General features: G+C 69.7%; 27 protein-coding genes and 1 tRNA gene. 17 read left to right on the top strand and 11 right to left on the bottom strand.

The window, feature by feature from the left end; all coding sequences use genetic code 11:
* Nucleotides 1-1833: an acyl-CoA dehydrogenase gene (locus tag ACSHT8_RS22520; protein ID WP_436492887.1), complete on the bottom strand. Its 1833-nt coding sequence runs from the start codon at nt 1831-1833 to the stop codon at nt 1-3.
* Nucleotides 1834-1947: 114 nt separating this feature from the next.
* Nucleotides 1948-2694, bottom strand: coding sequence for a LuxR C-terminal-related transcriptional regulator (locus ACSHT8_RS22515; RefSeq protein ID WP_436492886.1), 747 nt, complete (start codon nt 2692-2694; stop codon nt 1948-1950).
* 304 nt (nt 2695-2998) lie between these two features.
* Here ACSHT8_RS22515 and ACSHT8_RS22510 point away from each other — a divergent pair, with 304 nt between their 5' ends.
* The gene (locus tag ACSHT8_RS22510) at nt 2999-3454 is read left to right on the top strand and encodes a hypothetical protein (protein WP_436492885.1); all 456 of its coding nucleotides are present in this window, start codon (nt 2999-3001) and stop codon (nt 3452-3454) included.
* Between the two features lie 31 nt (nt 3455-3485).
* Nucleotides 3486-3680 carry a hypothetical protein gene (locus ACSHT8_RS22505; protein ID WP_436492884.1) on the top strand — a complete coding sequence of 65 codons (195 nt, stop codon included), beginning with the start codon at nt 3486-3488 and terminating at the stop codon, nt 3678-3680.
* Here ACSHT8_RS22505 and ACSHT8_RS22500 read toward each other — a convergent pair.
* Nucleotides 3674-4630: an O-acetyl-ADP-ribose deacetylase gene (locus ACSHT8_RS22500; protein WP_436492883.1), complete on the bottom strand. Its 957-nt coding sequence runs from the start codon at nt 4628-4630 to the stop codon at nt 3674-3676. The genes ACSHT8_RS22505 and ACSHT8_RS22500 overlap by 7 nt on opposite strands.
* A 19-nt stretch (nt 4631-4649) precedes the next feature.
* Nucleotides 4650-5147 carry a PaaI family thioesterase gene (locus tag ACSHT8_RS22495; protein WP_436492882.1) on the bottom strand — a complete coding sequence of 166 codons (498 nt, stop codon included), beginning with the start codon at nt 5145-5147 and terminating at the stop codon, nt 4650-4652.
* A gap of 54 nt (nt 5148-5201) precedes the next feature.
* Here ACSHT8_RS22495 and ACSHT8_RS22490 point away from each other — a divergent pair, with 54 nt between their 5' ends.
* Nucleotides 5202-5675: a winged helix-turn-helix transcriptional regulator gene (locus ACSHT8_RS22490; protein ID WP_436492881.1), complete on the top strand. Its 474-nt coding sequence runs from the start codon at nt 5202-5204 to the stop codon at nt 5673-5675.
* Here the strand turns inward: ACSHT8_RS22490 and ACSHT8_RS22485 are convergent.
* A complete protein-coding gene (locus tag ACSHT8_RS22485) occupies nt 5625-5825 on the bottom strand; it encodes a hypothetical protein (protein WP_436492880.1) in 201 nt (66 codons plus the stop codon). The genes ACSHT8_RS22490 and ACSHT8_RS22485 overlap by 51 nt on opposite strands.
* A gap of 175 nt (nt 5826-6000) precedes the next feature.
* A tRNA-Gly gene (locus ACSHT8_RS22480) sits at nt 6001-6074 on the bottom strand.
* A gap of 131 nt (nt 6075-6205) precedes the next feature.
* On the opposite strand from ACSHT8_RS22480, the gene ACSHT8_RS22475 reads away from it, so the two are divergent.
* A complete protein-coding gene (locus ACSHT8_RS22475) occupies nt 6206-6838 on the top strand; it encodes a DUF2306 domain-containing protein (protein WP_436492879.1) in 633 nt (210 codons plus the stop codon).
* The gene (gene dcd / locus ACSHT8_RS22470; RefSeq protein WP_436492878.1) at nt 6819-7400 is read left to right on the top strand and encodes a dCTP deaminase; all 582 of its coding nucleotides are present in this window, start codon (nt 6819-6821) and stop codon (nt 7398-7400) included. Before ACSHT8_RS22475 ends, dcd begins: the two co-directional genes overlap by 20 nt.
* On the opposite strand, the gene ACSHT8_RS22465 is transcribed toward dcd, so the two are convergent.
* Entirely contained in the window at nt 7397-7954 is a 558-nt protein-coding gene (locus ACSHT8_RS22465; RefSeq protein WP_436492877.1) for a hypothetical protein, read from the bottom strand. The genes dcd and ACSHT8_RS22465 overlap by 4 nt on opposite strands.
* An 85-nt stretch (nt 7955-8039) precedes the next feature.
* Between ACSHT8_RS22465 and ACSHT8_RS22460 the strand changes: the two genes are divergently transcribed.
* Genes ACSHT8_RS22460 through ACSHT8_RS22450 form a run of 3 tightly spaced genes read left to right on the top strand, consistent with a single transcriptional unit; the run spans nt 8040 to nt 10529 of the window.
* On the top strand, nt 8040-8474 hold the full coding sequence (locus ACSHT8_RS22460; protein WP_436492876.1) for a hypothetical protein: 435 nt from the start codon (nt 8040-8042) through the stop codon (nt 8472-8474).
* Entirely contained in the window at nt 8467-9981 is a 1515-nt protein-coding gene (locus ACSHT8_RS22455; RefSeq protein ID WP_436492875.1) for a M48 family metallopeptidase, read from the top strand. The genes ACSHT8_RS22460 and ACSHT8_RS22455 overlap by 8 nt, the downstream gene beginning before the upstream one ends.
* Complete coding sequence (locus ACSHT8_RS22450) at nt 9978-10529, top strand: hypothetical protein (protein WP_436492874.1); 552 nt, start codon at nt 9978-9980, stop codon at nt 10527-10529. The genes ACSHT8_RS22455 and ACSHT8_RS22450 overlap by 4 nt, the downstream gene beginning before the upstream one ends.
* On the opposite strand, the gene ACSHT8_RS22445 is transcribed toward ACSHT8_RS22450, so the two are convergent.
* Nucleotides 10519-11670 (bottom strand): MFS transporter, encoded by a 1152-nt coding sequence (locus ACSHT8_RS22445; protein ID WP_436492873.1) that lies wholly within the window; start codon nt 11668-11670, stop codon nt 10519-10521. The genes ACSHT8_RS22450 and ACSHT8_RS22445 overlap by 11 nt on opposite strands.
* A 90-nt stretch (nt 11671-11760) precedes the next feature.
* Nucleotides 11761-14007 (bottom strand): (Fe-S)-binding protein, encoded by a 2247-nt coding sequence (locus ACSHT8_RS22440; protein WP_436492872.1) that lies wholly within the window; start codon nt 14005-14007, stop codon nt 11761-11763.
* Nucleotides 14008-14154: 147 nt separating this feature from the next.
* Between ACSHT8_RS22440 and ACSHT8_RS22435 the strand changes: the two genes are divergently transcribed.
* The 9 genes from ACSHT8_RS22435 to ACSHT8_RS22395 all read left to right on the top strand — a co-directional run bounded on the left by ACSHT8_RS22435 (nt 14155) and on the right by ACSHT8_RS22395 (nt 22842).
* Nucleotides 14155-14481 (top strand): DMT family transporter, encoded by a 327-nt coding sequence (locus tag ACSHT8_RS22435; protein WP_436502143.1) that lies wholly within the window; start codon nt 14155-14157, stop codon nt 14479-14481.
* Nucleotides 14478-15050: a TetR/AcrR family transcriptional regulator gene (locus ACSHT8_RS22430; RefSeq protein ID WP_436502142.1), complete on the top strand. Its 573-nt coding sequence runs from the start codon at nt 14478-14480 to the stop codon at nt 15048-15050. The genes ACSHT8_RS22435 and ACSHT8_RS22430 overlap by 4 nt, the downstream gene beginning before the upstream one ends.
* Nucleotides 15051-15089: 39 nt before the next feature.
* Nucleotides 15090-16706: an N-6 DNA methylase gene (locus ACSHT8_RS22425; protein ID WP_436492871.1), complete on the top strand. Its 1617-nt coding sequence runs from the start codon at nt 15090-15092 to the stop codon at nt 16704-16706.
* Complete coding sequence (locus ACSHT8_RS22420) at nt 16703-17572, top strand: hypothetical protein (RefSeq protein ID WP_436492870.1); 870 nt, start codon at nt 16703-16705, stop codon at nt 17570-17572. The genes ACSHT8_RS22425 and ACSHT8_RS22420 overlap by 4 nt, the downstream gene beginning before the upstream one ends.
* A gap of 141 nt (nt 17573-17713) precedes the next feature.
* Nucleotides 17714-18451, top strand: a complete 738-nt coding sequence (locus ACSHT8_RS22415; RefSeq protein ID WP_436502141.1) for a DUF4097 family beta strand repeat-containing protein — start codon at nt 17714-17716, stop codon at nt 18449-18451.
* A gap of 189 nt (nt 18452-18640) precedes the next feature.
* Nucleotides 18641-20494, top strand: a complete 1854-nt coding sequence (dnaK, locus tag ACSHT8_RS22410; RefSeq protein WP_436492869.1) for a molecular chaperone DnaK — start codon at nt 18641-18643, stop codon at nt 20492-20494.
* Between the two features lie 70 nt (nt 20495-20564).
* Nucleotides 20565-21218 carry a nucleotide exchange factor GrpE gene (grpE, locus tag ACSHT8_RS22405; RefSeq protein WP_436492868.1) on the top strand — a complete coding sequence of 218 codons (654 nt, stop codon included), beginning with the start codon at nt 20565-20567 and terminating at the stop codon, nt 21216-21218.
* Nucleotides 21219-21238: 20 nt separating this feature from the next.
* Nucleotides 21239-22420 (top strand): molecular chaperone DnaJ, encoded by a 1182-nt coding sequence (gene dnaJ / locus ACSHT8_RS22400; protein ID WP_436492867.1) that lies wholly within the window; start codon nt 21239-21241, stop codon nt 22418-22420.
* On the top strand, nt 22417-22842 hold the full coding sequence (locus ACSHT8_RS22395; RefSeq protein WP_436492866.1) for a heat shock protein transcriptional repressor HspR: 426 nt from the start codon (nt 22417-22419) through the stop codon (nt 22840-22842). Before dnaJ ends, ACSHT8_RS22395 begins: the two co-directional genes overlap by 4 nt.
* Before the next feature lies 1 nt (nt 22843).
* Here the strand turns inward: ACSHT8_RS22395 and ACSHT8_RS22390 are convergent, their stop codons facing one another.
* Both ACSHT8_RS22390 and ACSHT8_RS22385 read right to left on the bottom strand, forming a co-directional pair.
* The gene (locus ACSHT8_RS22390) at nt 22844-23485 is read right to left on the bottom strand and encodes a TrmH family RNA methyltransferase (RefSeq protein ID WP_436492865.1); all 642 of its coding nucleotides are present in this window, start codon (nt 23483-23485) and stop codon (nt 22844-22846) included.
* Nucleotides 23482-23847 carry a DUF2784 domain-containing protein gene (locus tag ACSHT8_RS22385; protein ID WP_436492864.1) on the bottom strand — a complete coding sequence of 122 codons (366 nt, stop codon included), beginning with the start codon at nt 23845-23847 and terminating at the stop codon, nt 23482-23484. The genes ACSHT8_RS22390 and ACSHT8_RS22385 overlap by 4 nt, the downstream gene beginning before the upstream one ends.
* Nucleotides 23848-23851: the final 4 nt, after the last annotated feature.

The following is a 23851-nucleotide window of genomic DNA, read 5'->3' as shown; positions in this document are numbered from 1 at the left end:
TTAGAAAGCCGACTCGTCGATGTCCATCAGCTCGTTGTCCGCCGACTCGACGATCTTGCGGTCGGCCGAGAGCTGCGGCAGCACGTTCTTGGCGAAGAACGAAGCGACCGCCACCTTGCCCTCGTAGAACGCCTTGTCCTTACCCGACGCGCCTGCGTCGAGCTTGGCGTGGGCGATCTCGGCCTGGCGCTGCAGGAGCCAGCCGACGAGCAGGTCGCCGGTGGCCATCAGCAGGCGCACGGTGTGCTGGCCGACCTTGTAGATGTTGCGCGGGTCCTCCTGCGACGCGGTCAGGTACTGCACCAGCGCGCCCAGGATGCCCTGCACGTCCTCCAGGGCCTGCTTCAGCAGCTCGCGCTCCTGCTTGAGGCGGCCGTTGCCGCCTTCGGCCTGGATGAACTTGGTGATCTCGCCCGCGACGAACGCCAGGGCCTGGCCCTTGTCGCGGATGATCTTGCGGAAGAAGAAGTCGAGGGACTGGATGGCCGTGGTGCCCTCGTACAGCGAGTCGATCTTCGAGTCGCGGATGTACTGCTCGATCGGGTAGTCCTGCAGGAAGCCGGAGCCGCCCAGGGTCTGCAGCGACTGCACGAGCTGCTCGGTGGCCCGCTCCGAACCGACGCCCTTGACGATCGGCAGCAGCAGGTCGTTGACCCGCTCGGCCAGCTTGATCGACTCCTCGTCGCCCTCCTTGGTCCAGACCTGGTCCTGGAAGGTGGCGTTGTAGAGGTACACCGCGCGCAGGCCCTCGGCGTAGGCCTTCTGCAGCATGAGGCTGCGGCGCACGTCCGGGTGGTGGGTGATGGTGACGCGCGGGGCGGACTTGTCCATCATGTTCGGCAGGTCGGCGCCCTGGACGCGCTGCTTGGCGTAGTCCAGCGCGTTGAGGTAGCCGGTCGACAGCGTGGCGATGGCCTTGGTGCCGACCATCATCCGGGCGTACTCGATGACCTGGAACATCTGCGCGATGCCGTCGTGCACCTCGCCGAGCAGCCAGCCGACGGCGGGGGTGCCGTGCTGGCCGAAGGTGACCTCACACGTGGTGGAGACCTTCAGGCCCATCTTGTGCTCGACGTTGGTGACATAGGCGCCGTTGCGCTCGCCCAGGTCGCCGGTCTTGCCGTCGAAGTGGAACTTGGGGACCAGGAACAGGCTCAGGCCCTTGGTGCCCGGGCCGTGGCCCTCGGGCCGCGCCAGCACCAGGTGCATGATGTTCTCGGTCATGTCCTGGTCGCCCGAGGTGATGAAGCGCTTCACACCGTCGATGTGCCAGGTGCCGTCGGCCTGCTTGACCGCCTTGGTGCGGCCCGCGCCGACGTCGGAACCGGCGTCGGGCTCGGTGAGGACCATGGTGGCGCCCCAGCCGCGCTCGATCATGATCTCGGCCCAGTGCTTCTGCTCCTCGGTGCCGTTCTTGTGCACGACCATCGCGAAGTTCGGCCCGGCGAGGTACATGAACAGCGCGGGGTTGGCGCCCAGGATCAGCTCGGAGGCCGCCCACTGCACTGACGGGGGCAGGCCGAAGCCGCCCAGCTCGTTGGTCAGGCCCAGCCGCCACCATTCGCCGTCCCACAGCGTCTTGTAGGACTTCTTGAACGACTCGGGCAGCGTGGCGCTGAACGTCTTGGGGTCGTAGACCGGCGGGTTGCGGTCGGCGTCGGCGAACGACTCGGCCAGCGGGCCAACGGCCAGGGTGTTCAGCTCGGCGAGCACACCGCGGGCGGTGTCCTCGTCCGATTCGGCCAGCACGCCCTTGCCCAGTCGGTCCTGGACCCCGAACACCTCGAAGAGGTTGAACTCGAGGTCGCGGACGTTGCTCTTGTAGTGACCCATCTGTTTGCTCCGTGTCTTCACGCGAGAGTGCTACTCACCGGTAACATACAGGGTATTACCTGTCGGTAACCCGGGCAAGCGATTCTCCCGCGCGGACGGGTGAAGTGCTGGGGGTCACGTGCCCGTTCTGGGCGGCGCGCTGGGCTGTCCGGGCTGGCGCTGAGGTGTCGGGGCCAGTAGTACGCCCGACCGGAAGCCGACGGCGACCGCGTGCGTGCGGTCCCGGGCGCTGAGCTTGCGCAGGATGCTCTTCACGTGGGTGCGCACGGTCTCGACCGACACGTAGAGGATCTTGGCGATCGCCTGGTTCTCCAGGCCGTCGGCGATGAGCTGCAGCACCTGGAACTCCCGGCGCGACAGCGGCTGGGTGGCGTCCGGCACCCTGGCGAGCCTGCCCCGCGGCGCGGCGACGGTCTGGGCGAGGGCGGGGTCGACGTAGCGCCGGTCGGCCCGCACGGCGCGGATCGCGTCGACGACCTGCGGCGGCTCGGCCGAGCGCAGGATGACGCCGTGGACGCCCGACGCGATCGCGGTGGCAACGTACTGCGTGGTCCGGTGCGCCTCGCGGACCAAGACCAGGGTGGTCAGGCTGGGGTTCGCCGCCGAGAGCATGTTGCTGAGGTGGCTGCGGGTGTCGAGGCCGGAGTCGATCAGCACCACGTTGGGGTGGTACCGCTCGGCGAACTGGACGGCGCCCTGCGGGGTGTCGGTCGCGCCCAGCCAGGTCAGGCCGGGTGTCCGCATCACGAGCGCGGACAAACCCTCGCGGAACAGGGGAACGCCGTCGACGAGCGCGACCCCCAAGCCACCGTCCAGCGGCCTGGCCACCCGGCCAGGGACCTGCTGGTAGGAACTGCGCATTGCCCGCCCTCCAGATTCGTCCTCTCCGTGCAGTGCGACGCACGGGACCGTCGGTCGTGACGTGCTCCCTCGTGTTCGTTTCCGATGCCCGGCAAAGTCACCCACTCAGGTGATATCTGTGTGATCTGGATTACACTCCACTATGGTGCACTCGTCCACTTGTGACGCGCAGAACTTTTCTACTGCCGGGTAGTGCAAGGAATCTTTAGGGAACCGTCGGCCTCACGGGATAGGGTCGGTATGACCCGTTCGGGTAACCGGTCAGGTGCGGTGCGTGATTCCAACCCAGGAGTAGGGGGCGGCGGTGGAACCAGGCGCGGTGCGCAACGCGGACGAGTGGTTCCGGCTGATGGTCGAGACCGGCCTCGCCCCCGGCCTGCGTGCGCTCGGCCTCTCCGGCACCGGCCGTCGCTACCGGATGGTGCGCGACGCCCACGTCGCGCAGGTGTCGATCCTGCAGTCCAACCTCGGTCCCCGCTCGACCCGGTTCACCCTGGCGCTCAGCGTCGCGGCCACCGACGAGTGGACCAGCCAGCTGCGCATCCGCCCCTATCTGCGGGGCGCGTCGAACGCGGGCATGGGCTGGCAGGAGCGCATCGGCAACCTGATCCTGGTCGGCGCGGGCGTGCCGATCGGCGACCTGTGGTGGCAGGTGGACGTCGGCAAGCCCTTCGGCTCGCTGTCGCGTGAGGTCCTGTCCGCGGTGCGCGAGTTCGGGCTGCCCGCGATGCAGGAAGAGATCCGCAGCCGGGTGAACTAAACCCCTGGACACGAGCCCTAGCGTTATCGGTATGACGATGAAAGTGCAGGTGGACCTGCGATCGGACAACCGGTACCGCACCTGCTGGGTGGAGCCGCTGATCAAGGTCGGTGACCAGATCACGCTCAAGAACTCCACCGAGCCCCAGCGCCGCTGGGATGTGCTTCGCGTCAGCGCTCCGGTCCCGGCGGGTTCGCTCTACCGCGGCTGGAACAACAACTACTGAGTGACCGAACGGCCGTCGCCTTCCCGCGGCGGCCGTTCGTTTTCGTACCACTTCCGCAGCCGGGCCACGATCGCGGCGAACGAGCCGTTGTTGAGAGCGTGTTCGATCGTGCCGTCGCAGAAGCGCTCCCCGCGGATGATCTTCGTGGCCAGCCGGGCCGCGGTCGCGACCGGCGCCTGGTCCAGCGTCGCCGGGTCGATCTCCGGCCAGTGCATCCAGTCGTAGACCACCACCGCGCCGACCTGCGACAACGCGCTGGTCAGCGCGTTCACGGCCGTGCTGTAGATCGGATACGGCAGCTGGATCGCGCCGGTCGGGGTCGACTGGCCGCCGCCCCACTTCACCGCCGAGTCCTCGGGGGTCAGGGCGTCGGCGGCGGCGAAGAGTGCCAGCCAGACCTCGTCGGGACGCTCGGCGAGCCGCGCCGCGATCTCGTCGTCCGTCGGGCCCTCCGCGGCTTTGAACGCCGCGTGGACGTCGCCGCTGAACAGGACGAACCGCACCTCCTCGACCTGGGTGTCGGCGTCGCGGACGGCTCGGATGGCGATGCGGGCGACGTCGTCGATGGGCCAGGCGTAGGCGCCCGCGGAGATCGCCGGGAACGCCACGGACCGCGCCCCCACCTCGTCGGCGACCCGCAGCGCCTCGCGATAGGCGGAGGTCAGGGCCGCTGAGCGGTCCTCGGTGCGCGAATGGACCGGGCCGACCGTGTGGATCACCCAGCGCGCGGGCAGGTCACCAGCCGTCGTCGCGACCGCCTGACCGACCGGGAGTCCGCGCGGATAAGTCGAGTCCCGCAGTGCCCGGCACTCGGCGAGGATCGCGGGCCCGCCGCGCGCGTGGATGGCGCCGTCGACCCCGCCGCCGCCGAGCAGTCCCGAGTTGGCCGCGTTGACCACCGCGTCGACGGCCTGTTCGGTGATGTCGCCCCGGACGATGCTGATCCGCATCCCCGCAGGCTATCCCCCGTCAGACCTCGAAGATGAGACACGACGAGGTGGCGTGGGCGATGAGCCGCCCGGCCTCGTCGGTGAGCTGCGCCTGCGCGAGCGCCGTGCGGCGGCCGCGGGAGATGACGGTGCCCTCGCAGCGGAGCAGCCCCGAAGCCACCGACGCAGGGCGCAGGAACTTGGTGGTCAGGTCGAGCGAGGTGTAGCCGGTGCGCGCGGGCAGGGTGGTGTGCACGGCACAGGCCGCGGCGGTGTCGAGCAGGGTGGCGATGACGCCGCCGTGCACGCCGCCGAGCGGGTTGTAGTGGAACTCCTGCGCGCGCATCGTGACCACGACGCGGCCCTCCTCGGCCTCCATCCGCTCCATGTCGAGCAACCGCATGATCGGCGGCGCCGGGTACTCGCCCGCGATCATCGCCTTGAGCAGCTCCAGCCCGGTGAGTGTGCCGAGCGCGGCCGCGTTGACCTGCGGGTCGTCCCAGCTGAAGGTGCGGGTGCGCTGCTGCATCTGTGTCATGGACTCAGCCTGACCGGGCTTGCTGAGTCTGTCAATAAGACTTAGCCTGGTGTGATGGACTCGCCACCCGCCCTGGAATGGTCGGTCGCCAACTGCACCGTCGCCCGCGCCATGGGCGTCCTCGGCGAACGCTGGACCGTCGTCGTCCTCCGCGAGGTCTTCAACGGCGTCCGCCGCTTCGACCAGATGCGTGAACACACCGACATCCCGCGCCAGGTGCTCACCAACCGGCTCGCGATGCTCGTCGAGCAGGGCGTCCTCTACCGCCACCCGTACCGGCCCGCGGGCGAACGCGAACGCCACGAGTACCGGCTGACACCCAAGGGTTTCGACCTGTACCCCGTCCTGGTCGCGATCCGCGCCTGGGGCGACCGCTACCTCGCCGACCCGGAGGGCTCCCCCCTCGACCTGGCCCACCGAGACTGCGGCGAACCCGTCGAGATCCACATGACCTGCGCGGGCGGCCACCCCATCGACTCACCCCGCGACGTCGTCACCCGCCCCGGCCCCGGAGCCCACCGCCGCTGAGTCGAGCACGCGGAGCTGGTGGAACACCGCGAGCGTCGCCTCGACCATGGCCCGCTGCAACACCTGCTCAGGCACATCTCCGGCCGCGACGAGCAACTCCCGCGCCCGGGCGGCATGTCCGTCGGCTGCCTCGCGGTGATCGAATCCCATGCGGCCAACGGTGTCAGCCCGCCTCCGCGCGCCGCCATCGCCCGACCGGCTGACATGAATCCAGGCCACGCTGGATCAGGAGTTGCCGCACCGTGGGGGTCCGGGGGATCGTCCCCCGGTGGATATGGCGAAACCGACACGGCCCGCGCATTCTGCGGGCACATGTCGGCTTCGGTGGAGCGGATGACGGGAATCGAACCCGCATATTCAGCTTGGGAAGCTGATGTTCTACCACTGAACTACATCCGCAAGTGATCGACAGAATACACGGATCGCCCCTTCATGCGCACAGAGGGCGGTTCGGCCTAGGGGCAAGTTCAGGGACACGACCCGGGACCAGCCCGGATGTCCGCACCCCCGCTCCTCCACACACTGACCGCATGCATCTCTCCCGGGTCGGCTGGACCCTCATGACCCTGTTGTCCCTGCTCGTCGTGGCGATCTCCACGCACTATCTGGCGTTCGACTCCGAGACTTACTTCGAGCAGCAGCGTGAGGTGTTCATCCGCCGGGAGGTCGTCCTCGGCATCCATATCTCCGGCGCCCTCCTGGCGCTCCTCACCGGGCCGTGGCAGTTCGTCAGATCGCTCCGCAACCGCTGGCCAAGCGTGCACCGGTTCACCGGCCGGGCTTACGTCCTGGGCTGCCTCGTCGGCGGCGTAGGCGGCCTCGCGCTGTCCACCACGGCGCACGGCGGGTGGGTGTCGTCGCTGGGGTTCGCGGGGTTGGCGATCGCGTGGCTGGGGACGACGGTGGTGGCGTTCGCGCTGATCAGGGCGCGGCGGGTGGAGGAGCACAAGCGGTGGATGGTCCGCAGCTTCGCGCTGACCTTCGCCGCGGTCACGTTGCGGCTCATGTTGGGCCTCTACCAGGGGTTCGAGCTCGACATCCCCTTCGCCGACGCGTACGCCGCGATCGCCTGGCTGTGCTGGGTGCCCAATCTCGCGGTGGCGTGGTGGTTCACCCGGACGTCGCAGCCTCTACGCTGGGCCCGTGCTGCTGAGCGACCGTGACCTGCTGAAAGAACTCGACTCCGGACGTCTGGGGATCGAGCCGTTCGAGCCGCTGATGGTGCAGCCGTCGAGCGTGGACGTGCGGTTGGACCGGTTCTTCCGGGTCTTCAACAACACGAAGTACACCCACATCGACCCCCGGCAGCAGCAGGACGAGCTGACGAGCCTGGTCGAGCCGGAGGGCGACGAGCCGTTCGTGCTGCACCCCGGCGAGTTCGTCCTCGGCTCGACCTTCGAGGCCGTCACCTTGCCCGACGACCTCGCCGGGCGGCTGGAGGGCAAGTCGTCACTCGGGCGGCTCGGGCTGCTGACGCACTCGACCGCCGGGTTCATCGACCCGGGGTTCACGGGCCACATCACCCTCGAACTGTCGAACGTGGCCAACCTGCCGATCACGCTGTGGCCGGGCATGAAGATCGGGCAGCTCTGCCTGTTCCGCCTGACCTCCCCGGCCGACCACCCTTACGGGTCGGCGCAGGCCGGGTCCCGCTACCAGGGCCAGCGCGGGCCGACCCCGTCGCGGGCCTACCTGAACTTCCACCGGGTCGACACCCGCCGTTAGTGGCGGCAGAACTCGACCGCGTAGCCGCGGTAGTCGGCGGTGAAACATGAGCCGCCGTCGCCGGTGAGGTTGGTGTAGACGCGGGTGCTCAGCACGTTGCGCACCGTCAGGGTGTCGCCGCTGACCGAGTACACGAAGCCGCTGCTCGCCGGGCCCGCGACGCCGTTGTCGAGTGGGTTGCCGAGGCCGAAGCCGCGGGGCCAGAGCTGGAACAGCGCGCCGCCGGTGTCGCCGTTGAACGTCCACAGTTCCTCGGCGGGCGCGGCGTAGCCGAGCTTCGCGATCCAGACGCCCGGCAGGATCGACTCCCACTCCGACTCGGCGGGCTCATCCGCGCTCGGTTCCGGTTCCTCGGTTGTCGTCGTCGTTTCTTCAACCTCGGAGGTCGTGGTGGTCGTGGTGGTCGTTGTCTCGGTGGTGGTGGTGGTGGTTGTCGTCGTTGTGGTTTCGGTGCTGGTGACGCTGGTGGATGTCGGCTCGGCGACCGGCTCGGGCGGCGACCCGCAGCCTGCCAGCAGACCCACGGCGAACACGGCGCCGATCAGCGGTCTCATGATCCCAAGGTTCGCCCGCGCGAGCCGTTCCGTTACCCCGTAACGGTTTTCCGACGGAGCCGATCTTCCTCGAAGGGAGGTCGCCATGGCCGAGCGCGACGCGTACGAGTTGGCGGGGCGGGTGCTGCGGGGGCTGGACCCCGCCGAGGTCCCTGATCTGCCCGAGGTGTGGGCCGCCTACTGGGCCGATCCGGTGTCGCCGGAGGACCTCGCCGACCGCGACCGGATGCTCGGCTCCGGCCTGCCGTCGACGCTGGCCGAGTGGGCGCCGCTGGTGGTGGCCTATCTCGGCACCGAGGTCGTGGCGGGTGCCGCGGTCGACGCGGTGAAGGCGCGGATCCGGCGGGGTGTGGGCGAAGTGTTCTCGAAGGCGCCCAAGAAGGTCAGCTTCGACGACGAGCAGCTCGTCGAGGTCGGCGAGCGCGCGCGGGCGGCGGCGCTGGCCGCGGGCCGGTCGTCCGAAGACGCCGAACGCTTCGCCGAGGCCGTTGTCGGGTCGCTCGACCGGGGCGATGAGTGAGGCCGCGGCCACCGCTCGGTTCCGGCTGCTGCACCTGACGCTGGGCGCGGCGGCCATGTTCGCCGCGTCCTACCTGACCGTCGCCCAGGACGTATGGCGCGGGCCGAACCTCGCGTGTGTGCGGGACACGGACACGCCCGCCGCGTTCGTCGCGTGCACCGACCGGCTGTTGGTGTGGCAGGCGCTGGTGATCTTGGCGGCACCGTTGCTGCTGGTCCTGGCCACGCTGTGCGCCTCATGGACGGCGCCGTGGTGGATCACCCGCCGCCATCGCGTCACGGCCCGCGAGCTCGACGACGGCCTGCGCACTGTCCTATCCGGACTCAGCAGGCAGGCCGGGCTCGCCAGGGAACCGCTGTGGTGCACCACTCCCGGCCTCGTCGGCGAGTCCTTCACCTACGGCCGCGAGCCCCGGGTCGTCCTCGGGCCGCAGGTCTACCGCCTGCTCCGCCGCGGTCAGGGCACTGCGATCGTGCGCCACGAACTCGGCCACGTCGTCAACCGCGACGTCGGCCGGGCCTACCGCGCGGTCCTCGCGGTCGGGATCTTCGGAGTGGCCTTCGCCGCGCCGATGGTGTTCGCCGGACCGGCGTTCGGCGGCCGGTTCGCCGTGCTGGCCGCGCTCGGCCTGCTGACCTGGCTCGCCGTCCTGCGCACCCGCGAGACCGCCGCCGACCGGGTCGCCGCCGTCCACGATCCCGACGGCATCGCCGACGCGCTGCGGTCGGCCAAGACCCGGGGACGCCTGCCCTGGTGGCTGCGCACGCACCCGTCGCCCGCCCGCAGGCTGGCCGCGCTCACCACGTCGAGTCGACTGTCCGTTGTGGACTGTGTGGCGACCGGTGTCGCCGCCGCGGTGGCCGCCGTCGAACTGGGCGCCGTGCTGACGAACCTGCTCGCGGGCAACCGGTTGGTCGGCACGGTCCTCGCTGGTGTGCTGGTGGGAGCCGTGCTGGCCGCGATCCTGGGACCCGGCAAGCCCCGCTCGACGGTCGGCTGCGGCGTCGGTCTCGCGGCGGGAATCCTTGTCGGCACCCAGCTCTCGCCGCGCGGTGGTCCGGCGCTGCGATCGGTGTCGTGGTCCGGCAGCGGCGTGGAACCGGGGACCGCGCTGGCCGACGTCCCCGGCTGGACGGCGGCCACACTGGGCGCCGCGCTGATCCTGTTGTGTGTGGGGATAGTCGCCTGGTGCCGCGGGCTGCCGGGCAAGGCGGCCATCGGCGTGCCGCTCGGGGCGTGGTTCCTGCTGCTGGTCCTCGCGCCGTCAGCCGTCGCCGAGCCCGGCCCGTTCCCCCGGACCCGCCAGGCGGGCTACGCGTGCGCGTGGCTGGGCGCGAGCGGGTCGGCGGCATTCGATGTCCCCGGGCTCGACGCCTACCTGCGGAATATCGACGACCTCTGGCTGCGCCGTATCGGCGCGAGCTGGTCGGCCGACTCCGATACCGCGCGCACCGCGCTGGTCCGGCGCTGCGAGTTCCTTGTCCGTTACGGCAAAGGAGCACGATGACCCGTCTCGCCTGGCTCGCCGCGCTGTCGCTGCTCGCCGCCTGCACCGAGGCGCCGACCGCGTCCCCCGAGCTCAACACCCACCTGTTGACCGCGGGCGACCTCCCCCAAGGCTTCGCCGACTACACCCCGCCGCAGACAGATCGCCCCAAGTCCGATCGGCCGGAGTGTGAGGAGGCGCTGAACCGGCTGGAGATCGAGGTGGTCCCGCCCGAGGCGCGGGCGGCGTTCATCAGCGCGGACGGCACGATCGTCCAGCACGTCGTCCGCCGCGGCATCGCCGACATCGGCCCGCTCGACCAGTGCGGAAGCTTCTCCCTGACCTATCCCGACGGCATGACCGCGACCGAGACCGTGGAGGTCAGGTCGATTGACCCGTGGAGCGCCGAGATCGTCGCCGACTTCGGCGCGCTCTCCACCCGCAACCGCTTGACGGTGATCACCGCGGGCGACCGCGTCGCCATCGTCTCGATCGTGACGCCCGACGGCGCCGAGGACTCGCTGGTCGACACGGTCGTCGGCAAGGCGCGGGCGAAGCTCAGCCGCTGACCTCGCCGCGCACCGGGGTCAGACCGACCGCCATCAGCGGGAACAGCGCCGACACCGCCAGTGCCCACGGCCAGCCGAAGGCGGTCACGATCGCCCCGAACGCGGGTGCCACCGCCATCGCCATCGAGTTCTGCCCGGTGTTCTGCAACCCCATCGCCCGTCCCGCCCAGGCAGGTCCGGCGAGTTCGGCGGTCGCGGTGAACGACAAACCGTTGGGGCTCACCGAGATGATCATCGCCGCGATCATCCCGGCCAGCGCCAGCGCGGGCGCCACCGCGTCGCCGACCGCCCACGCGAGCATCGCGACCGTGCCCGCGATCGCGATCGTGCGTATCGGCCGCATCCGGCTGGCGACCCGGTCCGACCAGATGCCCGCGCCCACCCTGGCCAGCGCGCCCGCCAACTGGACCACCGCCAGCACCGCGCCCGCGGCGACGGGGTCCCAGCCCTGCTCGGACACCAGGTAGGTCAGGGCGAACACCGCGGCGGCGAACTGCGGCCACACCAGCAGCGCGCTCGCCCCGTGCACACGCCACAGCCGCACGTCCCGGTAGGGCGACGGCGCGCGGACACCGGAGCGTTCGGGACGTGGGTAGGTGGGTACCACGAACGCGACCACGAACGCCATCACCAAGCAGATCCCGGCGGGCACGAGCAGCGCTTCCCGGTAGCCCCAGGCGACCCCGAGCGGCGGCAGCAGCACCGCGGCCAGGCTCAGGCCGAGCGGCTGCGCGCTCTGCCGGATGCCCATCGCCAGGCCGCGCTGGTTGACGGCGAAGGCGGCGAGGATGGCCCGGCCGCTGGTGACGTTGATCGACGACCCGAACGCGCCCGCCGCGACCAGGGCGACTGTCAGCCCGCCCGTGCCCGGCAGCGTCGCGGCCGCGATCCCGCACAGGCCGGTGCCGAGGGTGCCGATGAACATGATCAGGCGTTCGCCGAAGCGGTCGGCCAAGGCTCCCCAGGCGATCAGCGTGGCCATGACGCCGAGCAGCGGGGCCGTGGCGATCGTGCCCGCCCGGGTCAGGGAGACGCCCTCGGCCTCGCGCATCAGCGGGATGAGGAACGGCAGGCCGTAGACCAGCGAGATCGACCCGGTCTGCGTGACCACCACGGCGGCGAGGATCGACCATCGGGACATTTACTTAACATAGCTAACGATCGGGTGTCCGCCTATGACGCGCACAACAAAGGGGGCCGTTCACATTGAGCGGCCCCCTTCGCGTCTGACTCAGCTGGCGGGTGTCTTGTCCTCTTCCGCCAGCGGGGTGCCCGTCGGCACCTCGTCGGTCGGGATGTCGGCCACCGGCTCCGGCTTGCGCTTCACCGACGAGAGCAGCAGCTGCGCCACGTCGACCACCTCGACGTGCTCACCCGCGAGGCCGTCCGACTTCCGGGCGGTCACCCCGTCGGTGAGCATCACGCGGCAGAACGGGCAGCCGGTGGCGATCTTCGACGGCGCGGTGCCCAGCGCCTCGTCGACGCGCTCGACGTTGATCCGCTTGCCGATGTGCTCTTCCATCCACATCCGCGCGCCACCCGCGCCACAGCACATCGCGCGGTCGGCGTGCCGCGGCATCTCGCGCAGCACCGCGCCCGACGCGCCGACCAGCTCGCGCGGCGCCTCGTAGATCTTGTTGTGGCGGCCCAGGTAGCACGGGTCGTGGTAGGTGACGTCCTCGGCGACCGGCGCGATCGGCACCAGGCGCCGCTCGCGGACCAGGCGGTTGAGCAGCTGCGTGTGGTGCACGACCTCGAACGTGCCGCCGAGCTGTGGGTACTCGTTGGCCAGCGTGTTGAAGCAGTGCGCGCAGGTCACGACGACCTTGCGCTTGCCGCGCTCACGGCCCTCGAACACCGAGTTGAGGACCTCGACGTTCTGCTGGGCGAGCATCTGGAACAGGAACTCGTTGCCCGCGCGTCGCGCCGGGTCGCCGGTGCAGGTCTCCTCGGTGCCGAGCACCACGTAGTTGACCTCGGCCATGTGCAGCAGCTCGGCGACCGCCTGCGTGGTCTTCTTCGCGCGGTCCTCGAAGGCGCCCGCGCAGCCGACCCAGAACAGGTACTCGGTCTCGTCGGCGAGTTCACCGTCGAACACCGGGACGTCGAAGTCCAGCGCCTCGGTCCACGCGAGGCGGTCCTTGGCGTTCTGGCCCCACGGGTTGCCCTTGTTCTCCAGGTTCTTGAACATGCCGCCCAGCTCGGACGGGAAGTTCGACTCGATGAGGACCTGGTAGCGGCGCATGTCGACGATGTGGTCGACGTGCTCGATGTCCACCGGACACTGCTCGACGCACGCGCCACAGGTGGTGCACGACCACAGCACGTCCGGGTCGATGACGCCCAGCTCGTCGACACCGCCGATCAGCGGGCGCTCGGCCTCGGCCAGCGCGAGGACGTCCACGTTGGAGTGATCGGTCAGGCCGATCTCGTCGCCGGCCATGTCCTTCTTGCCGCCCGCGAGCAGGTACGGCGCCTTGGCGTAGGCGTGGTCGCGCAGCTGCGTGATCAGCAGCTTCGGCGACAGCGGCTTACCGGTGTTCCACGCCGGGCACTGCGACTGGCAGCGGCCGCACTCGGTGCACGTGGTGAAGTCGAGCCAGCCCTTCCAGCTGAAGTCCTCGATCTTGCCCGCGCCGAACGCGTCGGTCTCGGGGTCGGCTTCCTCCAGGTCGATGACCTTGCCGCCCGACATCATCGGCTTCATCGCGCCGAGCGCAACGCCGCCGTCGGCCTCACGCTTGAAGTAGATGTTGAAGAACGCGCTGAACCGGTGCCACGCGACACCCATCGTCATGTACTTGGCCACGACGTAGACCCAGATCATCGCGCCCATGAGCTTGATGAACGCCAGCACCGACACCAGGTTCGGGCTGGCGGGCAGCAGCTCGCCGACCGGGTTGGTGACGAACGCGGCCCACAGCGGCAGCTCGTGCGCGCCCATCGCCGACTTCGCCGCGCGGACGCCGAGGATGCCGATGCCCTCGAAGATCACCACGGCCTCGACGAAGTACGCCTGCCAGAAGTTGGAGCCCTGGAAGCGGGACTGCCGGTCGGCGCGGCGGGGGTGGTTGAGCTGGCGGACCACCGCGAGCGCGACACCGCCGACGATCGTGGCGATGCCCAGCAGCTCCATCAGCAGGTGCCACAGGTTCCAGTGGTCGAGGATGGGCCAGCCCCAGGTCGGCACGAACACCTCGCCGTAGGCCTCGAACAGCGCCGCGGAGCCGATGAGGAAGCCCCACATCACCATCCAGTGCGCCAGGCCCACGTGCCGGAACTTGTTCATCCGGGTGTGCGCGGCGAACTCGGTGACCAGCGTCTTCATCCGGGCCACGAACGGCCCGTTCCGCGTGGGGTCCGGCTGCCCGAGGCGGATGATCCCGACCATGCGCGCGACCGTGCGCACGAACATGCCCCAGGCCACGATGCTGACCGCGACGGCGATCAGTCCCAACGTCAACTGCACGGCACCCATGTCGCGTTGACCTCTTCCTCAAGTGCGATTGGTCGGCACTTTAACTGTTCTTACTCGCCGGTAACCAGCTGAGTGAAGCCTAAGTCGGGCAAGTGTGGCGTACACCTCCGCAACTATTGGGACGTTCGTTCAGGTAGTTTGCCCGGTATGCATCCGCTCATCTTGCTAGCGATCGCCATAGTCGGCGAGGTGACGGCGACGGTCTCGCTGAAGTTGTCAGAGGGGTTCAGCAAACTGTGGCCATCGGTTGTCGTCGTTGTCGGATACGGCATCGCCTTCACCGCACTGGCCCGTCTGCTCAAGCATGGCTTCCCCGTCGGCGTCGCCTACGCGATCTGGTCGGCGGTGGGCGTCGCGGCGGTCGCGCTCATCGGCGCCCTGTTCCTCGACGAGCCCTTCACCCTGACGATGGGCCTCGGCATCGCCATGATCATCGGCGGCGTGCTGCTCCTCGAACTGGGACGGTCGCACTGACCAGGTCCTACCGCCGCGTCGACGGCCGCAAAGCCCGCGGCGACCGGCGGCGGTCGGAGATCATCGAGGCCACCCTGCGCGTCATCGAGGCCGACGGCGTCGCCGGGGTGAGCCACCGGTCGGTCGCGCGCGAGGCGGGCGTGCCCCCGACGTCGCTGACCTACCACTTCGCGGGCCTGGACGACCTGCTGGTGGACACGCTGACCTGGTCGGCGGAGAACCTCGCCGTCGAGACCCGCGACATCATCGAGTCCAGCCGCATCAAGGGCGCCAACCCGGCCGCGGCGGTCGCTTCGCTGCTGGCCACGGCACTGGGGCCGCGCCGGGGCCGGACCATGGCCGAGTACGAGCTCTACCTGCTGGCGGCCCGCCGACCGGCGCTGCGGCCCGCGGCCCGGCTGTGGCTGGACGTGCTGACGAGCCTCGCGCGCCACCCGGACGAGGTCGGCTTCCGGGCCTTCCTGGCGGGGGTCGACGGAATGCTGATGCAGGGCCTGATCGACGACGAACCCCCGACGGCCGCGGAGCTGCTGCCGGTGGTCGAACACCTGCTCGCGCCGCTGCGATGACGCGGCTCGGCGGCCACCCTCGCCGATAGGCTGCGACGAGTGGAGATCCGCCCGCCGAAAACGCCTGCTGAGGTCAAGCGGCACGGGAAGCACTACACGCCGAGCGAGTTGGCGGCGTTCCTGGCCGAACGTGTCCTCGGACAGCTGCGCGGGCAGGCGGAGATCCGGGTCCTGGACCCGGCGTGCGGAGACGGCGAGCTGCTCTTCGCGATCCACAAGCTCGCCGCCGAACGATTCCAGCAGGTCACCCTGGTCGGCTACGACCTCGACCCGGCCGCGATCACCGTCGCCCGGGCGCGGGCGGAGTCGCTGGAGATCGCGGTGGACTGGCACGAAGGCGATTTCCTGCAGGCAGGCCGGGAACTGCCGGCGGGGTCGTTCGACGCGATCATCACGAATCCGCCGTACGTGCGGACCCAACAGCTCGGCCAGGCCGCGCAGACACTCGCCGCCGACTTCGGGCTCAAAGGGCGCATCGACCTGACGCATCCGTTCATCGCGATGCTCCCGTCGCTGCTTGGGCCCGACGGGGTCGCCGGAGTGCTGTGCTCGAACCGGTTCCTGACCACCAAGGCGGGCGCCAACGTCCGAACTGTGCTGCAGACAGCGCTTCAGCCGGTCGAGCTGTACGACCTGGGCGACACCAAACTCTTCGACGCGGCTGTGCTTCCGGCAATCGTCATCGCGCTCAACCGTGTCCCGAGCATGACGGCCGAGTGCTCGTTCACCTCGGCGTACGAGGACGCGGGGCCGGTCGACAGCGAGGCAGGGCTGTACGACGCGCTCGCCGCCGACGGTGACAGCGTGGTGAACCACAACGGCCGCCCGATCGCGGTCAGAGTCGGAAAGCTGAACCAGTCAGCCGCCCCCGCCGACCCGTGGCGCCTGTCGCACCGGGCGGGCGACGCCTGGCTGCGGAGCATCCGGGCGTGGCGCACCTTCGGCGACGTCGCGAAGATCCGCGTGGGCATCAAGACGACCGCCGACCGGGTCTTCATCGGGATCCCTCCGGTTGAGAGCGATCTCCTGCTGCCGCTGATCACCCACCACAACCTGACCCCGTGGCGCATCTCCGACCACCTGGCCACCAAGGTCCTGTACCCGTACGACCTGACCCAGACCAAGCGAACCCTGGTCGACATGTCCCGCTTCCCGCGCGCGATGGCGTACCTCGAATCGCACGGCGAGCGGCTGAAGGGGCGCCAGTACGTCACCGACGGCGGGCGCGAGTGGTACGAGATCTGGGTTCCGCAGAAACCGGCGCTGTGGGCCGCCCCCAAGATCGTCTTCCCGGACATCAGCGTCAACGCGCGATTCGCCATCGACGAGACCGGAGCGATCGTCAACGGCGACTGCTATTGGATCTCACTCGACGACACGGGGGAAGACATCGCGTACCTGATGCTGGCGGTCGCGAACTCGCGCCTCGGCCTGCGGTTCTATGACGAGGTCTGCGGGAACAAGCTGTACGCGGGACGCCGGCGGTGGATGTCCCAGTACGTCGCCAAACTGCCCATCCCCGACCCCGAAACCGCCGCGTCGCGGGAACTGATCCTGGCCACCAGAAAGCTGCTGGGCGCCGCACGGGAACCCGACGCCGACGAACTGTCGCTGATCGACGACCTTGTGGAGGTCGCGCTGGGTGGGCAGCCGTGATCCGGTGGAAAGCCGCGGCGACGGCGCTCGTGTGCCTTGCGACCACGCTCACCGGCTGCGGCCCGGCTGAGGAACGGCGGATCGAGACGATTCCGCTTGGCACCGTGCGCAAGATCGACGTGGCGATCGAGACCACGCTCAAGATCGTGGCCGGTGATCGGCCGGAGCTGACCCGGACCTTGTATTTCAGGGAGGGGCCGGACGGGTTCCCGTCAGGCCCGACCGGGCCGTCCCATCGGCTCGACGGCGACGCGCTTGTCCTGGAGGAGTGTCCAGAGCGGCTCTGCTCGGTGGAGTACAAGCTGACGCTCCCGGCGGGCGACCTCGTCGTCACCGGCGTCCCGACCGAACTGGAGGTGACCGGGGCGGCGTCGGTCGACGTGACCGTCAAAGCCTGGAACATCACGGTGTCCGGCGTATCGGGTTCGGTTCGGATCAATGGGGAGGCGGAGAAGGTCGCGGTGACCCACGTCGGCGGCGATGTCGCACTGGACATGATCGTCGGCGAGACCACGGTCGATGACGTCGGCGGCGGCCTGGCCGTCCCCGATGGGATGGGGAACTACCTGGTCGACGACGTGCGCGGCGGTGTCGCGATGAAGGGCGGCGCGCACCTCATCGGGCACGAGCTCGGTCTTCCGATCGACATCGACGCGTTCGGCTACGCCGATGTCGACCTGGCTGAACCAGGCAGCGCCCGGATCGTCAGCAGAGGAGGGGTCGTCGTTCGGCTCCCCGAGGCCGAGTACCGCGTCACCGTGTCGGGTGGCGGGATCCTGCGCAATCCGTTCGTGCCCGCCCCGACCTCCCCGCACCACATCGACGTAACCGCCACCGGTGACGTTCTCGTCTACAAGCAGGCGTGAGGGTAGGGATAACCCCCGGGTCGATTCGGGGGCATTCCTGATGCCGGCCGTCCGCTCACCTCAATAGCGTCTTCCTCAGTCAAGGTTCGAGGTGAGGGGAACGCGATGGGGCGTCGGGCGAAGGTTCTGGGGGTGTCCGTGATGGGGGTCGCGGGCGCGGTGCTGTGGCTGTCGTCCTGCGGGATGGTGACCGAGCAGTTCGCGGACGACGTCAAGGTGGAGCAGACGATCCGGTCGGTCCTCGTGGCCAGCGACTCCGGGTCGGTCAACATCAAGGCGGGCGGGCAGACCTCCGTCCACCGGACCGTGCACCACAACGGCGGCAAGCCGGGGGCGACCTCCCGGGTCGACGGGGACGTCCTCGTCCTCGAAGGCTGCCAGGTGCGCAACTGCTGGGTCGACTACGACGTCGTGGTCCCGGAGGGGGTGACGGTGTCCGGCAAGATCGACTCGGGGGATGTCACGGTCGAGGGCGCCAAGTCCGTCAGCCTCAAGGCCAGCTCGGGTGACGTGACGGTCCGCAAGGTGACCGGCACGGTCAACGTCGAGGCGAACTCGGGGCGGGTCGAGCTGGTCGACATCGGCGACAACATCGCCGTGGACGCCGACTCCGGGGACGTCAAGGCCGTGGGGATCGGCGGGTCGGCCGACATCGGGGCCGAGTCGGGGGACATCGAGGTGCGGCTCGACAAGGTGGGCAACGTGCGCGCCGAGTCCAACAGCGGCGGGGTGTCCGTCGCGGTGCCCAACGGCAGCTACAAGGTCACCACCGAGGTCGACAGCGGCGACCTCGACTGCGCGATCAAGAGCGACGAGTCGGCGGCCAACACCGTCGACGTGAAGGCCGACAGCGGGGACGTGTCGATCCGGTTCAGCTGACCAGGGGGGCGGCGGCGGCAGTCGAGGGGGCTGCCGCCGCTGTCGCGTGTGGGGGCGGTCACGTCGGGAACACCGGCCCAAGGTCGCTCGTTGGGGGTTCAGGAAGGTTGAGCGGAGTCGGCTCAAGTCTCAGGACTGAGTCCGGTAGGCTCAACTTCGCAGAAGCAGCTACAAGCAGGAGGAACAACCATGGCGCGTGCGGTCGGCATCGACCTGGGGACGACCAACTCCGTCGTCGCCGTCCTTGAGGGCGGTGAACCGACGGTCATCGCCAACTCGGAGGGTTCTCGGACCACTCCGTCCATCGTGGCGTTCGCCAAGAACGGTGAGGTTCTGGTCGGCCAGCCCGCCAAGAACCAGGCCGTCACCAACGTCGACCGCACTGTCCGGTCGATCAAGCGCCACATGGGCGAGGACTGGCACACCGCCGAGATCGACGGCAAGAAGTACACCGCGCAGGAGATCAGCGCGCGCGTGCTGATGAAGCTGAAGCGCGACGCCGAGGCCTACCTCGGTGAGACGATCACCGACGCGGTCATCACCGTCCCGGCCTACTTCGAGGACGCCCAGCGGCAGGCCACCAAGGAGGCCGGGCAGATCGCGGGCCTCAACGTCCTGCGCATCGTCAACGAGCCCACCGCGGCCGCCCTCGCCTACGGGCTCGACAAGGGCGCCAAGGAGCAGACGATCCTCGTCTTCGACCTCGGCGGCGGCACGTTCGACGTCTCGCTGCTGGAGATCGGCGACGGCGTCGTCGAGGTCCGCGCCACCTCCGGCGACAACCACCTCGGTGGCGACGACTGGGACCAGCGCATCGTCGACTGGCTGGTCGAGAAGTTCAAGGCGAGCAACGGCATCGACCTGACCAAGGACAAGATGGCGCTGCAGCGCATCCGCGAGGCCGCGGAGAAGGCGAAGATCGAGCTGTCCAGCTCGAACAGCGCCAACATCAACCTGCCCTACATCACCGTCGACGCCGACAAGAACCCGATGTTCCTGGACGAGACCCTGACCAGGGCCGAGTTCCAGCGCATCACCGCCGACCTGCTCGACCGCACCCGCGCGCCGTTCAACAACGTCGTCAAGGACGCGGGCGTCTCGGTCGGCGACATCGACCACGTCGTGCTCGTCGGTGGCTCGACGCGCATGCCCGCCGTCGCCGAGCTGGTCAAGGAGCTGACCGGCGGCCGCGAGGCGAACAAGGGCGTCAACCCGGACGAGGTCGTCGCCGTCGGCGCCGCGCTGCAGGCCGGTGTGCTCAAGGGCGAGGTCAAGGACGTCCTGCTGCTCGACGTCACGCCGCTGTCGCTGGGCATCGAGACCAAGGGCGGGGTGTTCACCAAGCTCATCGAGCGCAACACCACCATCCCGACCAAGCGCTCGGAGATCTTCTCCACCGCCGACGACAACCAGACCACCGTGGGCATCCAGGTGTTCCAGGGTGAGCGCGACTTCGCCGCCGACAACAAGAAGCTCGGCACCTTCGACCTGACCGGCCTGCCGCCCGCCCCGCGTGGCGTGCCGCAGATCGAGGTCACCTTCGACATCGACGCGAACGGCATCGTCCACGTCGGCGCGAAGGACCTCGGCACCGGCAAGGAGCAGTCGATGACGATCACCGGCGGCTCCGCGCTGCCGAAGGAAGACATCGACCGCATGGTCAAGGACGCCGAGGCGCACGCGGAGGAAGACAAGAAGCGTCGCGAAGAGGCCGAGGTCCGCAACCAGGCCGAGACCCTCGTCTACCAGACGGAGAAGTTCGTCAAGGACAACGAGGAGAAGATCCCGGCCGAGGCCAAGGAGAAGGTCAACGCCGCGATCATCGAGGCCAACACCGCGCTCGCGGGCACCGACATCGCCGCCATCAAGGCCGCGATGGAGAAGCTCGCCACCGAGTCGCAGACGATGGGGGCGGCCCTCTACGCCAACACGGGCGCCGAGGCGGCCGCGGGCGACGGCCAGGCTTCCGACGCGAAGCCCGCCGACGCGGCGGACGACGTGGTCGACGCCGAGATCGTGGACGACGAGAAGGACAAGAAGTGAACGAGCTTGCGAGTTCACCAATCGACACAGGGACCGTTGGAACGGGGCCGAGCGGGAGCGAGGGACCAAAGTGACCGATCAGCACAACAACCCTGAGGGCGAAGAGCCGCGGGTCGTCGTGCGTGATCGGCGGCGGATCGACCCGGACACCGGGCAGGTCCGCACCGGTTCGGAGGAAGCGGAGGTGCCCGCCCCGGCGGGCACCCACGCCCCGACCGAGCCGGAGGCCGTTCCCGAGGTCGACCCGGCCGCCGAGTTCAAGGCCCAGCTCGACGAGCGCACCGCCGACCTGCAGCGCCTGCAGGCCGAGTACGCCAACTACCGCAAGCGCGTCGACCGCGACCGCGAGGTCGTGGCCACCGCGGCCAAGGGGCAGGTCGTCACCGAGCTGCTGTCCGTCCTCGACGACATCGAGCGGGCCGCCGCCCACGGCGACCTGACCGGCGCGTTCAAGGCGGTGGCCGAGAAGCTCGCCGCCACGCTGCAGAAGTCGGGCCTCGAACCGTTCGGCCACGAGGGCGAGCCGTTCGACCCGTCGGTGCACGAGGCCGTGCAGCACAACACCTCCACCGAGGTCGACGGCCCCACGGTCACCGGCGTCCTGCGCCGCGGCTACCGCTTCGGCGACCGCGTCGTGCGCGCGGCCCTCGTCGCGGTCACCGACGCGGAAACCCCCGCAGCGGTTGTGGACGGCGTTGTCGAAGCCGAGCAAGAAGAGAACTGAGCGGAAGGAGGGGACGTCCGGTGAGTGCTAGGGACTGGATCGACAAGGACTTCTATCGCGAGCTGGGCGTCTCCTCCGACGCGAGCGACGCGGAGATCAAGAAGGCTTACCGCAAGCTCGCCCGCGAGCTGCACCCGGACGCCAACCCGGGCAACACCGACGCCGAGGCCCGCTTCAAGTCGGTGTCGGAGGCATACGGCGTCCTGGGCGACCCGGACAAGCGCAAGCAGTACGACGAGGCCCGCTCGATGTTCGGCTCGTCGGGGTTCCGCCCGGGCGGCTTCGGCTCGGGCAGCAGCTTCGACTTCGGCGACGTGTTCGGCGGGCAGGGCGGCCAGGGCAACTTCGGTGCCGGTGGCGGCGGGTTCTCCGACCTGCTGGGCAACCTGTTCGGCCGCAGCCGCGCGGGCGCCACGGCGTCGAGCACCCGGCCTCGGCGGGGTGCCGATGTCGAGACCGAGGTCCGCATCGACTTCCTGGAGGCCGTGAAGGGCGCCACGGTGCCGCTGCGGCTGTCCAGTCCGTCCACTTGCGACACGTGCCACGGGTCGGGTGCCCGGCCGGGCAGCGTGCCGAAGGTCTGTGAGACCTGCGGCGGCGCGGGCCTGGTCAGCCGCAGCCAGGGCGCGTTCGCCTTCTCCGAGCCGTGCCGCGACTGCCGCGGCACGGGTCGGCTGATCGACGACCCGTGTGTCGACTGCGGCGGCGAGGGTGTCAGCACGAAGACGCGCACCCTGACCGTCCGCATCCCGGCCGGGGTCGAGGACGACCAGCGGATTCGCCTTGCCGGGCAAGGGGAACCGGGACGCAACGGCGCCGCGGCGGGCGACCTGTACGTGCGCGTGCACGTCACGCCGCACCCGGTGTTCGGCCGCAGCGGCAACGACCTCACGCTCAAGGTTCCGGTGACCTACCCGGAGCTCGCGCTCGGCACGACGCTCACGGTGCCCACGCTGGACGCCCCTGTTTCGCTGCGGGTGGCCCCGGGTACGGCCTCTGGGCGGGTGCTGCGGGTCCGGGGCAAGGGCGTGGTGAAGCGCGACGGGCAGGCGGGCGACCTGCTGGTCACACTCGCGGTAACTGTGCCGCCCACGCTCGACGACGCGGCCAAGTCGGCGCTGGAGGCCTTCGCGGCCACCATCGACGGCGAGGACCCGCGGCCCGAGTTGACGGCGATGGTGCAGAAGGCGAGGGAGTCGTGAACCCGTTCCCCCATGGTGCCGACGAGGACACCCCGGTCTTCGTGATCTCGGTGGCCGCGCAGCTGTCCGGGCTCCACGCCCAGACGCTGCGCAGCTACGACCGGCAGGGCCTGGTGTCGCCCGGCCGGACCCCTGGCGGCGGCAGGCGGTATTCCATGCGGGATATCGCCCTGCTGCGCGAGGTGCAGCGACTGTCCCAAGAGGCCGGTGTGAACCTCGCGGGCATCAAGCGCATCATCGAGCTGGAGAACGAGGTCGACGCGCTCCGCGGCCGGATCGCCGAGCTGACCGAGGAGATCGCCGCCGCGTACGCCGCCGCCGAGCAGGCCGCCGCCGCGATCCACAAGTCCTACCGCAACGACCTGGTGCCGGTCCGGCAGCAGACCGCGCTTGTGGTGTGGCGCCCGCAGCCGCGGCGCTGAACTACCAGGCCGTCTTGAGGTCCGCGTGCTCGCGGACCCAGGCGTGCATCACGATCCCCGCCGCCACGCCCGCGTTGATCGAGCGCGTCGAGCCGAACTGGGCGATCGACACGAGCAGGTCCGCGCCCGCGCGCGCCTCGGCTGTCAGCCCGGGCCCTTCCTGGCCGAAGACCAGCACACACCGCCGCGGCAGCTCGGTCGTCTCGATCGGGGTGGAGCCCGCCGTGTTGTCGACGCCGACCACGGCCAGGCCCTCGGCCCGCGCGAACTCCAGCAGCGAGTCGACCGACGCGTGGTGGTCGACGTGCTGGTACCGGTCGGTCACCATCGCGCCACGCCGGTTCCACCGCCGCCTGCCGACGATGTGCACGGCGCGGGCCGCGAAGGCGTTGGCGGTGCGCACGACGGTGCCGATGTTGTGGTCGTGCTGGAAGTTCTCGATCGCCACGTGGAAGTCGTGCCGCCGCGCGTCGAGGTCGGCCACCACGGCGTCGCGCCGCCAGTACCGGTAGTGGTCGACGACGTTGCGGCGGTCGCCCTCAGCCAGGAGTTCCGGGTCGTACCGGGGGTCCGTCGGCCACGGGCCTTCCCATGGGCCGACGCCGACCGGCTCGCCGAACACCCACTCGGTCGGGCCGGTCACTTGGCGGCGACCGTGGGCGTGCGCCACCTGAGGTAGGCGCCCACGTACGACACGATCAGCACTATCAGCGCTCCGATTGCCACGACGTGAATGTAGTCGGCGGGGAACAGGACCCCGATGATGTAGTGCTCGTTGAAGCCGCCTGGAAGATCGCCCAGGCCCTGCTGCCTGCGGAAATAGTTCTCCAGCGCGGTGAGCGGGCACGGGATCGGGAAGACGTTGACCAGCACGCCCCACGCCGCGAAGAACACGTGCAGGAAGATCGACCTGGGCCATTTCCAGGCGAGGAAGCCACCTAGACCGATGTAGAGCAGCGCGGCGAAGTGCACGACCATCGTCGCCCCGGCGAGCACACCGGCCATGCGC

It is taken from the genome of Actinokineospora sp. HUAS TT18, from assembly GCF_051364635.1.
Taxonomy (GTDB): Bacteria; Actinomycetota; Actinomycetes; order Mycobacteriales; family Pseudonocardiaceae; genus Actinokineospora.
Note: the sequence above shows the minus strand (reverse complement) of the source record. Positions and strands in the feature narration are given on the sequence as shown.